Origin of the sequence: Streptomyces justiciae, from assembly GCF_015163075.1 — a bacterium.
Taxonomy (GTDB): domain Bacteria; phylum Actinomycetota; class Actinomycetes; order Streptomycetales; family Streptomycetaceae; genus Streptomyces; species Streptomyces justiciae.
In genome coordinates, this window is sequence record NZ_JADDXU010000002.1 from 860,984 (window position 1) to 873,779 (window position 12,796).

General features: G+C 72.3%; 14 protein-coding genes. 5 read left to right on the forward strand and 9 right to left on the reverse strand.

Annotation, left to right across the window (positions count from 1 at the left end):
* Positions 1-79: 79 nt before the first annotated feature.
* The gene (locus tag IQ210_RS07990; RefSeq protein WP_194078128.1) at positions 80-1,411 is read right to left on the reverse strand and encodes an aminotransferase class I/II-fold pyridoxal phosphate-dependent enzyme; all 1,332 of its coding nucleotides are present in this window, start codon (positions 1,409-1,411) and stop codon (positions 80-82) included.
* 77 nt (positions 1,412-1,488) lie between these two features.
* Here IQ210_RS07990 and IQ210_RS07995 point away from each other — a divergent pair, with 77 nt between their 5' ends.
* Both IQ210_RS07995 and IQ210_RS08000 read left to right on the forward strand, forming a co-directional pair.
* Entirely contained in the window at positions 1,489-2,175 is a 687-nt protein-coding gene (locus IQ210_RS07995) for a pyridoxamine 5'-phosphate oxidase family protein (protein ID WP_194078129.1), read from the forward strand.
* A complete protein-coding gene (locus IQ210_RS08000; protein WP_194078130.1) occupies positions 2,175-2,807 on the forward strand; it encodes an FMN-binding negative transcriptional regulator in 633 nt (210 codons plus the stop codon). Before IQ210_RS07995 ends, IQ210_RS08000 begins: the two co-directional genes overlap by 1 nt.
* A gap of 5 nt (positions 2,808-2,812) precedes the next feature.
* On the opposite strand, the gene IQ210_RS08005 is transcribed toward IQ210_RS08000, so the two are convergent.
* From IQ210_RS08005 to IQ210_RS08015, 3 genes are all read right to left on the reverse strand, one after another.
* Complete coding sequence (locus IQ210_RS08005; RefSeq protein WP_194078131.1) at positions 2,813-3,766, reverse strand: DMT family transporter; 954 nt, start codon at positions 3,764-3,766, stop codon at positions 2,813-2,815.
* Between the two features lie 171 nt (positions 3,767-3,937).
* Complete coding sequence (locus tag IQ210_RS08010) at positions 3,938-4,942, reverse strand: EamA family transporter (protein WP_194078132.1); 1,005 nt, start codon at positions 4,940-4,942, stop codon at positions 3,938-3,940.
* 392 nt (positions 4,943-5,334) lie between these two features.
* Positions 5,335-5,865 carry a Clp protease N-terminal domain-containing protein gene (locus IQ210_RS08015; protein ID WP_194078133.1) on the reverse strand — a complete coding sequence of 177 codons (531 nt, stop codon included), beginning with the start codon at positions 5,863-5,865 and terminating at the stop codon, positions 5,335-5,337.
* Between the two features lie 197 nt (positions 5,866-6,062).
* Here IQ210_RS08015 and IQ210_RS08020 point away from each other — a divergent pair, with 197 nt between their 5' ends.
* Together IQ210_RS08020 and IQ210_RS08025 are read left to right on the forward strand one after the other, a co-directional pair.
* Positions 6,063-6,251: a hypothetical protein gene (locus tag IQ210_RS08020; RefSeq protein WP_169808055.1), complete on the forward strand. Its 189-nt coding sequence runs from the start codon at positions 6,063-6,065 to the stop codon at positions 6,249-6,251.
* A gap of 148 nt (positions 6,252-6,399) precedes the next feature.
* The gene (locus IQ210_RS08025; protein WP_194078134.1) at positions 6,400-6,828 is read left to right on the forward strand and encodes a type II toxin-antitoxin system Rv0910 family toxin; all 429 of its coding nucleotides are present in this window, start codon (positions 6,400-6,402) and stop codon (positions 6,826-6,828) included.
* 71 nt (positions 6,829-6,899) lie between these two features.
* Here the strand turns inward: IQ210_RS08025 and IQ210_RS08030 are convergent, their stop codons facing one another.
* The 4 genes from IQ210_RS08030 to IQ210_RS08045 form a co-directional block, all read right to left on the reverse strand.
* Positions 6,900-7,526, reverse strand: coding sequence for a PadR family transcriptional regulator (locus IQ210_RS08030; RefSeq protein ID WP_194078135.1), 627 nt, complete (start codon positions 7,524-7,526; stop codon positions 6,900-6,902).
* 113 nt (positions 7,527-7,639) lie between these two features.
* Positions 7,640-8,389 carry a class I SAM-dependent methyltransferase gene (locus IQ210_RS08035; protein WP_194078136.1) on the reverse strand — a complete coding sequence of 250 codons (750 nt, stop codon included), beginning with the start codon at positions 8,387-8,389 and terminating at the stop codon, positions 7,640-7,642.
* A gap of 37 nt (positions 8,390-8,426) precedes the next feature.
* The gene (locus IQ210_RS08040; protein WP_194078137.1) at positions 8,427-10,067 is read right to left on the reverse strand and encodes a thiamine pyrophosphate-binding protein; all 1,641 of its coding nucleotides are present in this window, start codon (positions 10,065-10,067) and stop codon (positions 8,427-8,429) included.
* Positions 10,064-10,849, reverse strand: coding sequence for a cyclase family protein (locus tag IQ210_RS08045; RefSeq protein WP_194078138.1), 786 nt, complete (start codon positions 10,847-10,849; stop codon positions 10,064-10,066). The genes IQ210_RS08040 and IQ210_RS08045 overlap by 4 nt, the downstream gene beginning before the upstream one ends.
* 188 nt (positions 10,850-11,037) lie before the next feature.
* On the opposite strand from IQ210_RS08045, the gene IQ210_RS08050 reads away from it, so the two are divergent.
* Positions 11,038-11,847, forward strand: a complete 810-nt coding sequence (locus IQ210_RS08050) for a PhzF family phenazine biosynthesis protein (protein ID WP_194078139.1) — start codon at positions 11,038-11,040, stop codon at positions 11,845-11,847.
* Positions 11,848-11,851: 4 nt separating this feature from the next.
* On the opposite strand, the gene IQ210_RS08055 is transcribed toward IQ210_RS08050, so the two are convergent.
* On the reverse strand, positions 11,852-12,652 hold the full coding sequence (locus tag IQ210_RS08055; protein WP_194078140.1) for a CPBP family intramembrane glutamic endopeptidase: 801 nt from the start codon (positions 12,650-12,652) through the stop codon (positions 11,852-11,854).
* Positions 12,653-12,796: the final 144 nt, after the last annotated feature.

Consider the following 12,796-nt stretch of genomic DNA (forward strand, 5'->3'; position numbering starts at 1 on the left):
CCCACACCCGCCAGCCAGGCCAGCCGCGCCCGCGACCGTACCGACAAGCCGAGCCACCCCGTCAGCCCGACCGACAGCGTCACACGTACCCCCGCCCCCGCCCAGGTCCCACCGCCGCCGCGATCGCCTCGGCCAGAGGTGCTGCCTCCGACTCGTCGAGCCTCGCGATCGTGACACGGATGCCGGGGGCCGCGTCCATCCGGAAGCGGGCCCCCGGGGCGACCGCCCAGCCCGCGTGGAGGAGGCGGGACACGGCGCCCGTCTCGTCGGGGACCGGGATCCAGACGTTGAGGCCGCTGCGGCCGTGCGCGGGGACGCCGCGCTTCGCCAGTTCCGCGATCAGGGTGTCCCGGCGGGCGGCGTACGCGGCCGCCACCGCCTTCGGGTCGATCGCGCCCTCGACCCACAGCCGGGCCACCGCTCCCTGCGTGATCCTGCTGACCCAGCCGGGCCCGAGGCGCTGCCGCCCGCGTACCCGGTCGACCGTGACGGGGTCGCCCGTGAAGACGGCGAGCCGCAGGTCGGGGCCGTAGGCCTTGGCGGCCGAGCGGACGAACGCCCAGCTGCGGGTGGTGCCGGCGAGGGCATGCAGGGGCAGGTCGACGATGCCGTGGCCGTGGTCGTCCTCGATGAGCAGGGTGTCCGGGTGTTCCCTCAGCACCGCACGCAGGGCACGCGCGCGGGCGGCGGTCACCGCGGCGCCGGTCGGGTTCTGGGCCCGGTCGGTGACGATCAGGGCGCGTGCCCCCGACCGCAGCGCCCGCCGGACGTCCTCCGGGAGCGGACCCTCGTCGTCCACGCCGACCGGGGCCGTGCGCAGTCCGACGGCCGGGATCAGATCGAGCAGGCTGCCCCAGCCCGGGTCCTCGACGGCGACCGTGTCGCCCGGCTTGAGGTGGGCCGCCAGGACGCGTTCGATCGCGTCGAGCGAGCCGGAGGCCACCGCGAGCGGCCCGTCCGGGACACCGTCGGCGTCCAGCGCGGCACGCGCGAGCCGGGCCAGCTCCGGGTCCACGGCCGCCTCCCCGTACATCACGGGCTCCCGGTCGTTGTGCCCGGCCGCCGCCGCGAACGCTCCCGCCAGCGCGGGCAGCAGCTCCGGGTCGGGGTTGCCGCTCGCCACGTCCCGGACGCCCTCCGGCACCTCCACCCGGATCGACTCCCGCGCGGTCGTGGCCGGCTTGGGCCGCACCCGGCTGCCCCGGCGCCCCGCGGTCTCGATCACCCCGCGTTCACGCAGGACTCGATAGGCCGCCGCGACCGTGTTCGGGTTCACCCCGAGCTCGCCCGCCAACTCCCGCATGGGCGGCAGGAGTTGCCCCGGCTCCAGCTCACCGGCGCCCACCGCGCGCTCGACGCTCGCCGCGATCTCGGCTGCGCCACGCCCTTCGATCCGATATCCTACTAGCACAAAGCAGATTATGCACTAGTGCAATAGCGGTCGCAACTCGTACTGCTATTGCCACTCGTACCGCTATGGAGACCGCCATGCAGGGGACCACGCAGCCGACGACACCACAGCCCGCCGCCTACCCGGCGACCGACCGCACGGTGCCCACCCGCTCCGCGGACCGTGCCTCGTACGACAAGGACGTCGTGCACGCGATACTCGACGAGGCCTACGTCTGCCACCTCGGCTTCGTCCGCGACGGCGCCCCGGTCGTGCTGCCGACGCTCTTCGCCCGGGTCGGCGAGCGCCTCTACGTGCACGGCTCGACCGGCTCGCGCCCGCTGCGGATGACCGGCCAGGCCGACCCCGGTCTCCCGGTGTGCCTGACGGTCACGCACGTCGACGCGCTGATCCTGGCCCGCTCGGCCTTCCACCACTCGATCAACTACCGGTCCGTGGTGGTGCACGGCACCGCGTACGACGTGACGGACCCGGAGGAGAAGCGCCTCGCCCTGGACGCGCTCGTCGACCACGTCGTGGCGGGCCGGTCCAAGGACTCGCGGCCCGCCAACAAGAAGGAGCTGGCCGCCACCGCCGTCATCCGCCTCGACCTCGACCAGGTCTCCGCGAAGATGCGCACCGGCGGGGTGAACGACGAGCCGGAGGACCTCGCCCTCCCCCACTGGGCCGGCGTCGTCCCGCTGCGCAAGGGCTACGACACCCCAGTCGGCGACCCTGACCTGGCTCCCGGCACCGGACTCCCCGACTACCTCACGACCCTGTGATGCTGATCCACCCGTGGGACGCGCCGCACGCCGACGCGGAGTGGCAACAGTGGCTCGCCGTACGGGACTTCGGCACGCTCGTCGTCAACGGGCTGGACGGCGAGCCGCCGTACGCCCAGCCGCTGCACTTCGTGTACGACGCCGAGCGCGGTGAGGTCCTCACGCATCTGGCCCGCCCCAACCCGATGTGGGCGGCGCTGTCGGCGCACCCCGACGTCGTGCTGAGCGTGGTCGACGACTATGTGTACGTCCCCGGCCCCTGGCAGGCCGAACCGGACGTCCCGGCCGAGCACGGCACGCCGACCAGCTTCTACGCCGCCGTCCAACTCCGGTGCCGGGCCCATGTGGTGGACGACCCGACCGAGAAGGCGGCCCTGCTCAACCGGCAGGTCGGCCACTTCCAGCCGGAGGGCGGCACGGCCGAAGTGGCGGTCGGCGAGGTGCCGTTCGACCAGATGCTGTCGGGCCTGCGCGGGGTGCGGCTCGAAGTCACCGGCGTACGGGCCAAGTTCAAGTTCGGGGGCCGGCGGACCGAGGAGGTCCAGGACTCGATCGCCGTACGCCTCGCGGAGCGGGCCGGTCCGCGGGACGCGGCGGCGCGTGCGCACATGCTGCGCCGCCGCGTCGGCTGAAGCCCCTACGCCGGTACGGGCTCGCCGCGCCGCACGGCACGGGTCTCGGCCACCGCGAGACCCGTGACCGACCCCAGCATCAGGAAGGTGCCGAGGAGGGTCGGCGCCGTCAGGTGCTCGCCGAGCAGGGCCACGGCGAGCACCGCCGCGCTGACCGGCTCCAGCAGCATGATCACGGACACCGTCGCCGACCGTACGGCTGCCGCGCCCGCGAAGTAGAGGGCGTAGGCGAGGGCCGTGGGGACGGCGGCGAGATAGGCCAACAGCCAGAGCAGCAGGCCCGGTTCGACGGTGTGCGGGACCAGGCCCTCTGCCAGCGCGAACGGCAGCAGCAGCGCGCTGGTGACGGCGAACACCCCGACGGACGTGGCGGCCGCGTCCGCCCCGCCGTCACGACCCCAGCGGCGGGTCAGCAGCGTCATCGCCGACCCCCCGGCCGCCGACGCCAGCCCGCACAGCACACCCCAGGGCCGTACGGCGGACCCCCCGCCCCCGAGGGTCAGCACCCCGAGCCCGGCGAGCGCCCCGGCGACGGCGACCGTGCCACCGCGCCCGAGCCGCTCCCCCAGCGCCAGCCGGGCGCCGAGCGCGACGAGGACGGGCCCCGCGCCGAGCGTGACGATCGTGGCCACGGCGAGTCCGGTGGAGCGTACGGCCGCGAAGTAGCCGGTCTGGAACACGGCGAGCCCGAGGCCGGTGACCCCTGCCCGCCACATCTTGCGGCCGAGCGGTCCGCGCGCGGCGGTACGGGTCCGGGGGCGCAGCAGCCGTACGGCGGCCAGCAGGACGAGCCCGGAGGCGCAGCGCCAGAAGGACAGGGCGACGGGCCCCAGATCGCTGACCCCGTAGGCCAGCGCGGCGACCGCGCCCGCGGTGCCCCAGGCGACACCGGCGATGATCAGATAGAGCAGGCCTCGCCCGACGGGCAGGCCGGAAGAAACAGCAGAAGCATTCGACACTTGTCGTCTCCGCAGACATGGAGAAGCGAAGAACCCGGCTCAGCGGGGTCCGTGGACTTCGTCTGCGGGCAGCACCGTGCCGCCCTGCGTGCGGCAGGGCGGGGATGACCGGAGGGCCCGCCTCAGGCGGCCGGCGGTGCGATGACGCGATGCGTATGCATGATCGGCAGCCTAGGCAGCCGTCGAGCGGCGGGACAACTGCCTTTCCGGCCCGCCGCTCGCCACCGGTTCCGGGGACGGCTTGACCGGGGTCGAGGACTGCGCGATGAAGGCGCCGAGCAGGACGATCGCGCCGCCGAGGATCTGCGGGGCGGACAGGTGCTCGCCGAGCAGGACCCAGGCCAGCACGGTCGCGACGACCGCTTCGAGACAGGCGACGACCGTGGCGACCTGCGGGGAGAGCCGGCGTACGGAGACCACGCCGGTCACGTAGGCGACGACCGTGGCGATGAGCACGATCCAGGACAGCAGCAGGGCGGCCGCGACGGAGGTGCCGTTCATGTCCGCCGTGCCACCGAGCACGGACCAGTCCATCGACCACGGCCGGGCGACGACGGTGAGGACGGCGGCGCCGACGAGGAGGCCGTACGCGATGACGCCGAGCGGGTCGGGGGTGTCGGCGCCGGAGTCGGTGCCCTGGTCGGACAGGACGAAGTAGCCGACCTGGCAGCAGGCCGCGCCCAGCGCGAGCAGCAGGCCGACCGCGTCGATGCTCAGCCCCGACCAGACCTCGACGACACAGGCGAGGCCGCCGACGGCGAGGACCACGCCGACCGCGGCGGCACGCGTGACGGGCCGCCGCTGCACGAACCGCACCCAGCCGAGGACCAGGGCGGGCGCGAGGTACTCGATGAGCAGCGCGACCCCCACCGGCAGCCGGGAGATCGAGGCGAAGTAGAACGCCTGCACCCCGGCCACGCCGAGCAGACCGAACCCGGCGAGCAAGGCGGGGCGGCGGCGCAGCAGCGCCCGGTGCCGCACGGCGAGCGGCAGCATCACGAGGGCCGCGCCGGCGACCCGGAGCCACACCACGTGGAGCGGGTCGAGGCCCGCCTCGATCAGCGGCTTGGCCGCGACACCGGAACCTCCGAAGGCGACCGCCGACGCGAGAGCGAGCCCGAGCCCGACGCCTCGGCCACGGTGACCGGCACTGCTGTCAATCGTCTGCACCGGCACATGATGACAGGCGATGACATGACCGTCACCCCCGTTGACACCTGTCTCGATGGCTGGACGATGTAGGGCGCTGCGGGCGGTGGGGGTTTGGCGTGCGGCTGTCGGGACCGGTGAGTGTCTGGCGTGTGGCTGTTTGGGGCGGTGGCTGTCCGGGGCGACACGTTTGGGGCGGTGACTGTTTGGGGCGGTGGCTGTTTGGCGTGTGACTGTCCGGGGCGACGACTGGCTGGTCCGGCGCCTGTCCTGAGTGCGGCTGTCCGGGCCGGTGACTCTCCCGCTTATGGCTTGTCCGGGCCGGTGCCTGCCTGGCGTGCGGCCGTCCCGTCCGGCGACCTGCCCGAGCCCGCCACCCGCCTGACGTGCGGCCGTGCGGTGCGTGGCTGTCCGGGCGGCTAGCGATTGCCGGGTACGCGGCCCTCGAGCCCGGTCAGCAGCGCCTCCGCGTCGATGCCGGCCCGGGTCAGTACCTCGACGGCGCGGGCCTCTGGGTCGGTGACGACCGCCGCGAGGAGGTCGACGCCGCTCGGCCGGCCCGCGCCTCGGCCGACGGCGCGCTCGTGGGCGTACTCCATCGCACCCGCGGCGAGCGGCGAGAAGCCGTCCGCCTCCGTCACCACCGGCACCGCCCCGGAGTCCTCGACGCTGCCTTGCCAGCGCAGCCCGTAGCCGATGCTGCGCTGCACGAGATAGGCGAGCAGGCGGGCGAGCTGCGGTCCGCCCTCGAACACGGCCCGCACCTCGGGGTCGTGCTCCAGGAGGGAGTGCAGCAGATGGGCCGTGTCGATCTGCCGGTCCCCGTCCCTGAGCGCACGCCGGCGCGCGCCGGAGACCACCGCTGCCAGCTCCTCGCCGAGCCGGGCATCGTGGTCCGCGCGATGACCTCCCGGCTCGCTCACCGACTGCCGGGGTATACGGGGTTGCACATCCCTCACCCCATCAGTCCCGCCGGACCGGGTCATCCCCGGCGGGAACCATCTTCGCGTCCGACGGAGAGTGGACCGGACGACCGGAATCTCCTCCTTGCGGATGAGATCAGGCCGTTCTTCCGCCGGGGGCGCGCGCCGCCTTGATTCGCGCCCGGTACGCAACCGCCGTGCCCCCTCGTTCGTCCCACAGGGACATGGAGAGCAGGTGCTGGCTGGTGGCGCTGCCGGCCGTGGACGGGATGCAGTACGTGTACCGGGTGTACGCCCCGGAGGACGCACTGCTCGCCGACCTGTTCTGGGAGGCGTGGCACTGCCACGACGAGAGCGCGTTCCCGCGGGCGTGGGACGTGTTCGACGCGGCGGTGATACGGCTGGTGGCCTGACCGTCCGGCAGCCGAATCTGGGCACCTCTGGGCGACTCCGGGCGTCTCCAGGCGTCTCCACATTTCCTGACGGTTCATCAGCATTGAATATTGCGGGCCCTACGGCTACGTTCCGCGACACCGTAGCCGGAGTCGAAGGGGTGGTCGCATGGCCGAAGTCAGCGCGGAGGCACGGATCGAGGCGCCGGCCGAGAAGGTGTGGGGCCGGCTCACGGACTGGTCGTCGTACGGCGAGTGGAACGCCACCCACACCAGTTTCCCCGAGGGCGGTCCGAAGAGCCTCGAAGTGGGCGGGACGTACCAGGAGAACATGAAGCTGATGGGCTTCCCGGCCGAGGTCGAGTGGACCATCGACGAGTTGGAACCGGCCCGGGTGTTCGCGACCAAGGGCAAGGGGCCGATGGCGGTGAGCCTGGTCAACCGCTACACGCTCGTCCCGGACGGCGACGCCACGACGGTCCGCATCGACAGCGAGTTCACGGGCGCGGCGGTGTCCCTGATGGCGGGCAAGCTGAAGGACTCGGCGACGGCCGCGCTGAACGAGTCGCTGCGGAAGCTGGCGGGGCTGGTGGCCTGACCGCCGGAACACAGGAAGGCGCCCCGCGGAACGATCCACGGGGCGCCGATGTCCGGCCCTGAGGCCGCCGGTCAGTCCTCTTCGGCGAGGATCAGGTACAGCTTCTTGCGGGCTTCGTTGATGACGCCGACCGCCTTCTCGCGCTGCTCCTTGTTGCCGGTCTTCCAGACCTGCCCGAAGGCCTCCATCAGACCGAAGCCGGCCTGCCGGATCTCACCCAACGCCTCGAAGTCCACGCCGCGGGAGGCTTCCTCCCAAGGCGCGTCGGGGCCCTCCTCGGCCGTGGTGCGGCCCGCCTCGGTGAGCGAGAACAGCTTCTTGCCGCCTTCGCTCTCGCTGGCGATGAGGCCCTCGTCCTCCAGCAGCTGAAGGGTGGGGTACACCGAGCCGGGGCTGGGCTTCCACGCCCCGCCGCTGCGCTCGGCGATCTCCTGGATCATCTCGTACCCGTGCATGGGCCGGTCCCTGAGCAGGGCGAGGATCGACGCGCGTACGTCGCCGCGGCGCGCCCTCCCCCGGGGTCCGCCGCGCCCTCGTGGGCCCCAGGGGCCCGGACCGAAGCCGGGTCCGCCGAAGCCGGGACCACCCGGGCCGCCCGGCCCGAACGGGCCGAAGGCACCACGTCGTCCATCGAAACCACCTCGGCCGCCGCGGGGGCCGGGTCCACCGTGTCCACGTTCGAATCCATGGGAACGCATCGCAATCACTCCATCCATCGTTGATCTGTCGCGATGCGTCAACGATATATCGGAATAGTTCGCATGGCAAGGCCCGAGGATTCCTTCCTCCACGGGCCCGGGGTTCCCCCCGGTCAGACGGCCTCCAGCACGAAGAACAGAAAACACAGGAACGCCTCGGACCCCATCCCGGCAACCTCGGGAAACACCTCCCGAGCACCCGGAGCCGGCGCCGGCTCACTGACGACGACGATCCGAAAACCGGCCGCGCCGAAAGCCCCGGTCATGGCATGCAACGGCCGATGCCAGAGCCGCAACACGGCACGCTGACCACCGAAGGTGTACTCCTCGGACCAGGCGTGGGTGGCGAAGTAGTCGGCCTCGGGGTCGGCCAGCTTCCGGACGAACGGATGGTTGACGGCCGCGACGAGCCGCCCGCCGGGCACCAGCACGCGCCGCAGCTCGGCGAGCGGCGCCGCCCAGTCCTCCAGGTAGTGCAGCACGAGACAGGCGATGACGTCGTCGAAGGCGCCATCGGCGAACGGCAGTGGGCGGCTCAGGTCGGCAGCGTGCAGCGCTGTGTCGTCCCCGAGCCGTTCCCTGGCCAGCTCCAGCATCCTCACGCTGGAGTCGACACCGGTGACGAACGCACCCCGCTCCCGCAGCGCCACCATCAGCGCCCCGGCACCACAGCCGACATCCAGAACACGCCGCCCGGCCACATCACCGACCAGGTCGAGGATCGCGGGCCGCGTGTAGTAGCCGTTGATGAGGTTGGACTCGGTCTCGGCCGCGTAGGCCTCGGCGAAGCTGTCGTAGTCGTTGGCCGCGGCCTGACCCGTGGACGCGGCGGGCTGCTCAAGATCAGAAGACATGCGGCCCATCCTGGCACCCACCCCCGCCGCCACCCGCCCCGCGAACTCAGTGCCCCCGGAACGCCTCCTCCAGCCACCAAGCCCCGTGCTCCTTCGCCACCTTGGCATCCACGAGCAGCGGGGCCGAGCGTGGTCCCGTCACCCAGTCCTCCACGCCCTTCAGGTCGGCGCGGGCGCGTACCGTCACCGCCTCGAAGCCGTGGCCTCGGGCTATGACGGCGATGTCTGTCGGTGGGAAGGTGACCGTGTCCAGGGGGAAGCCGTCGGGGCCGAAGTGGTGGACCTCGGCTCCGTAGGACTCGTCGTCGTAGACGATCACGACCATGGGCAGCCCGAGTCGTCTTACGGTGTCCAGCTCGGCGACCCCCATCAGCGCGCCGCCGTCGCCGAGCGCAGCGACGGGCAGGCGGTCCGGCTGGGCCAGGGCCGCGCCGATCGTCGTGGCGAGGCCCAGGCCGATCGACTGGAAGGCCTGGGTGAAGCAGAAGCCGTTCTCGTCGGGCACCGAAAGGTAGGCGCTCGGGTAGCCCATGAAGTTGCCCGAGTCGACGCCGACGACCCGCTCCGCCGGAAGGATGTCGTCGAGGGCCGCGCTCAGGGTGCGTGGGTCGATGCGGTCCCGCGTGCTCTCGTCGTCGTACGGCACGTCCCGCCACCGCCCGCGGGTGCGCAGGGCCCGCGCGATGTCGGCGGTGCGATACCCCTCGCGCCGTTCCCCACCCACGGCGAGCGCCCGCCAGGCCGTCGCGGCGACGTCGCCCGTGACGCCGAGGTGGACCTCGCGGTGCGCGCCGAGCGCGGACGCGTCGTCGTCGACCTGGACGACGGTCGCGTCCGGGCCGATGAGCCGGCCGTGCCGCATGGTCCACATGTTGAGGCCGCAACCCCAGCCCACGATCAGATCGGCGTCCTCGATCAGTTCCGCGGCCAGGGGCGTGGCGAAGCCTCCCGAGATGCCGAGCGACCAGGGGTCGTCGTGGAACAGCCCGTGCGCGACTGCGGACGTCGCGAGGACGGCGCCGTGGTGGTCGGCCAGGGCGCGGAGGGCGTCCCGGCCCTCCGGCGACCGTGCGCCCCGGCCGGCCACGAAGACCGGGCGGCGGGACCGGGCGAGGGCGGTCACGAGGGCCGACACCTCGGACGCCGACGGCTCGACGGCGGCCCGCTGCGGTGGCGGTACGACCGCGATCGCGGCGGTGTCGGGGACGTCCAGTGCCTGCACGTCCAACGGGAGGTTGAGCAGGACGGTGCGGCGCTCGTGCAGGGCACGTCGGACGGCGCCGCAGGCCTGCTCGACGGCGGAGTGCGGGGACGTCACCCGTTCCGCGACCGCGCCCACCGCCTCCGCCAACGTCTCCTGGTCGACGTAGAAGTTGGAGGTCGGCTGCGTCGCCTCCGCGGCCACGACGAGCAGCGGCGTGCGGCTCTTCGCGGCCTCGGCGATGCCGGTGAGGGCGTTGGTCAGGCCGGGTCCCTGGTGCACGCTGAGGGCCGGGACCGTGCCGCTCATGCGGGCGTAGGCGTCGGCCATGGTGGCCGCTCCGCCCTCGTGCCGGGCGGCGACGAAGCGGGAGCCGGCCGCGACCATGGCGTTGGTGACGTGGAAGTTGCCGGAGCCGACCACGCCGAACACCTGATGCACACCGGCCGCGGTCAGCGCCCTGCCGACGGCCTCGGCGACCTTCATGACCGCTCCACCAGCGCGATGACCCGGGCCGGCGACCCCGAGCCCCGCACGATCGGCAACGGGCCCGCGACGACCACGGCACCCGTGGCCGGCAGTTCGCCGAGGTGCTGGAGCTGCGTCAGCCCGTACTTGTCGTTGCCCATGAGGTACGAGTGGCAGGGGAAGACCGGGTCGAACGAATGGGCCGCCCCGGCGTCGGTGCCCACCGTCTCCGTACCGAGCCCGATCACCGGCGACTCCTCGGCGACCCAGCGGGCGCACTCCGGTGACAGACCCGGGGTGTGGGGGCCGTTCTCGTCGGCGTTCAGGAACTCCCGCTGGGAGTCCGAGCGGGCGTCCCACCCGGTGCGCAGCAGCAGCCAGCCCCCGTCGGGCAGCGGACCGTTCTCGGCCTCCCACGCCTTGATGTGGTCCACCTCGACCAGGAAGTCGGGGTCCTTGGCCGCTGCGGCGGAGAAGTCCAGCACGACCGCGGGCGCGATCAGCCGGCTCACCGGCACGGAGGCCACGTCGGCGAGGTCCTTGCCGGTGACCCAGTGGTTGGGGGCGTCGAAGTGGGTTCCGGTGTGCTCACCCGTACGGAAGTTGTTCCAGTACCAGGCCGGCCCCCGGTCGTCGTACCGGCTGATCTCCTCCAGCTCGAACACCTGCGTCTGCCCGAACGGCTCCGGCAACTGGATCACCGGTGTCTCGGAGGACAGCGGCGCCGTGAGATCGACGACCTCGATCGCACCGCCGCGCAACCCGGCCAGCAGGGCTTGGAGAACGGACGGCTGGGACATGGCGGCCTCCTGAACTGTCGTGAGTAGGTGACGCGTTGACGACAGTCGCACCGCCGGAGCTGGACGTCCAGACAGCGCCCGCCGTACAGCCGTACGACACGTCCAGACACCACCCCAAAGACGAAATCAGGCCAGTGGTCCCGAATTGGCCTTGGTCCGGCCTGCCACTCCCCTCTAGCGTCGAGCCCATGCGCATCCGAATCGTCGACGCCTTCACCGACCGTCCCTTCGCCGGCAACCCGGCCGGAGTCCTCCTCCTCGACTCCTTCCCGGACGACGAGTGGCTCCAGAACGTGGCCGTCGAGGTCAACCACGCCGAGACGGCCTTCGCGCACCGCCTGCCCGCGGGCGGGGACGCCGACTGGGCGCTGCGCTGGTTCACGCCGGCCGCCGAGGTGAACATGTGCGGCCACGCCACGCTGGCGACCGCCCATGTGCTGCACACGACCGGCGCCCACGAGGGCCCGGTACGGTTCGCCACCCGCAGCGGGGTGCTCATCGCGACGCCGGGCGAGGACGGTTCGATCACCCTGGACTTCCCCACCGCGCCGCTCATCCGGACCGAGGTGCCGTACGGGGTCGCGAAGGCGCTCGGCGCGAAGCCGCTCTCCGCGTTCGACACCGGTCCGAACGTCGGCGACCTCGTCCTCGAACTCGCCGACGAGAAGACGGTCCACGCCCTCGACCCCGACCACAAGGCCCTCGGCGTCTTCTCCGAGCGGGGCATCATCGCGACCACCCGCGCCGAGGACCCGTCCCGGGGCTACGACTTCGTCTCCCGCTGCTTCTTCCCGAACGTCGGCATCGACGAGGACCCGGTCACCGGCAGCGCCCACACCGCGCTGGCCCCCTTCTGGGCCGAGCGCCTCGGCCGCACCGAGCTGACCGGCCTCCAGGCCTCCCCGCGCTCCGGCCGCGTCCGCACCGAACTGCGTGGCGACCGCACACTCCTGGCGGGCCGCGCGGTCACCACGATCGAGGGCGAGCTGCTCGTGTGACCCCTCAGGCTGTCGGCAGCCAGCCCACCTTCCCGGCCAGCAGCGCGTACCCGACGAACGCGCCGATGTCGAGCAGCGAATGCGCCACCACCAGGGGACCCACCCGACCCCATCGGCGGTAGAGGTAGACGAACACCACCCCCATCGCCATGTTGCCGATGAACCCGCCGATGCCCTGGTAGAGGTGGTACGACCCGCGCAGTACGGAACTGGCCACCAGAGCCGTCCCCGGTGTCCAGCCCAACTGGCCGAGCCGGCGCAGCAGATAGCCGACGACGATGACCTCTTCGAGGATCGCGTTCTGCAGCGCGGACAGCACAAGGACCGGGTACTTCCACCACACCTCGGGCAACGCCTCCGGTACGACGGTGAGGTTGAAGCCGAGGCCGCGTGCTGCCAGGTAGAAGGCGATTCCGGTGCTGCCGATCACCGCCGCGATCGCCGCGCCGCGGGCCAGGTCGAACCAGGGCCTGGTGCGGTCGAAGCCGAGGACGCGCAGGCTGCCGCCCTCGCGCAGCAGCAGGTGCGCGACGAGGGCGACGGGGACGAGCGACGAGGCGATCCCGAAGAGCTGCCAGGCGAGATCGAGCCAGGGACGGCCGGGCGCGGCCGAGGCGTTGAGGGTGGCCGCCTGGTCCTTGAGGCCGCCCGGTTTGGTGACCGATCCGACAAAGCTGATCAGGGCGGACACACCGCTCGCACCGAGCGAAAGCCCCAGAACGAGCAGGGTCTCGTCCCGGAGAATCCGTCGTGAGGACCGCTCCGGCGGAAAAGAATCAGCCACCGCACCCGCCTCTGCCTGCACACCTGACTCCAATTCAGTAATCCCGTCTCATCCCCCGCGAAGCCCCGCTAGGGTCCTCGAAAGAACTTACGAAGATCGTGAGAACTTACGACGATCGTGCGAGACAGGCCGTTGGGGGACGGACACCGTACGGGGCGCACCTCC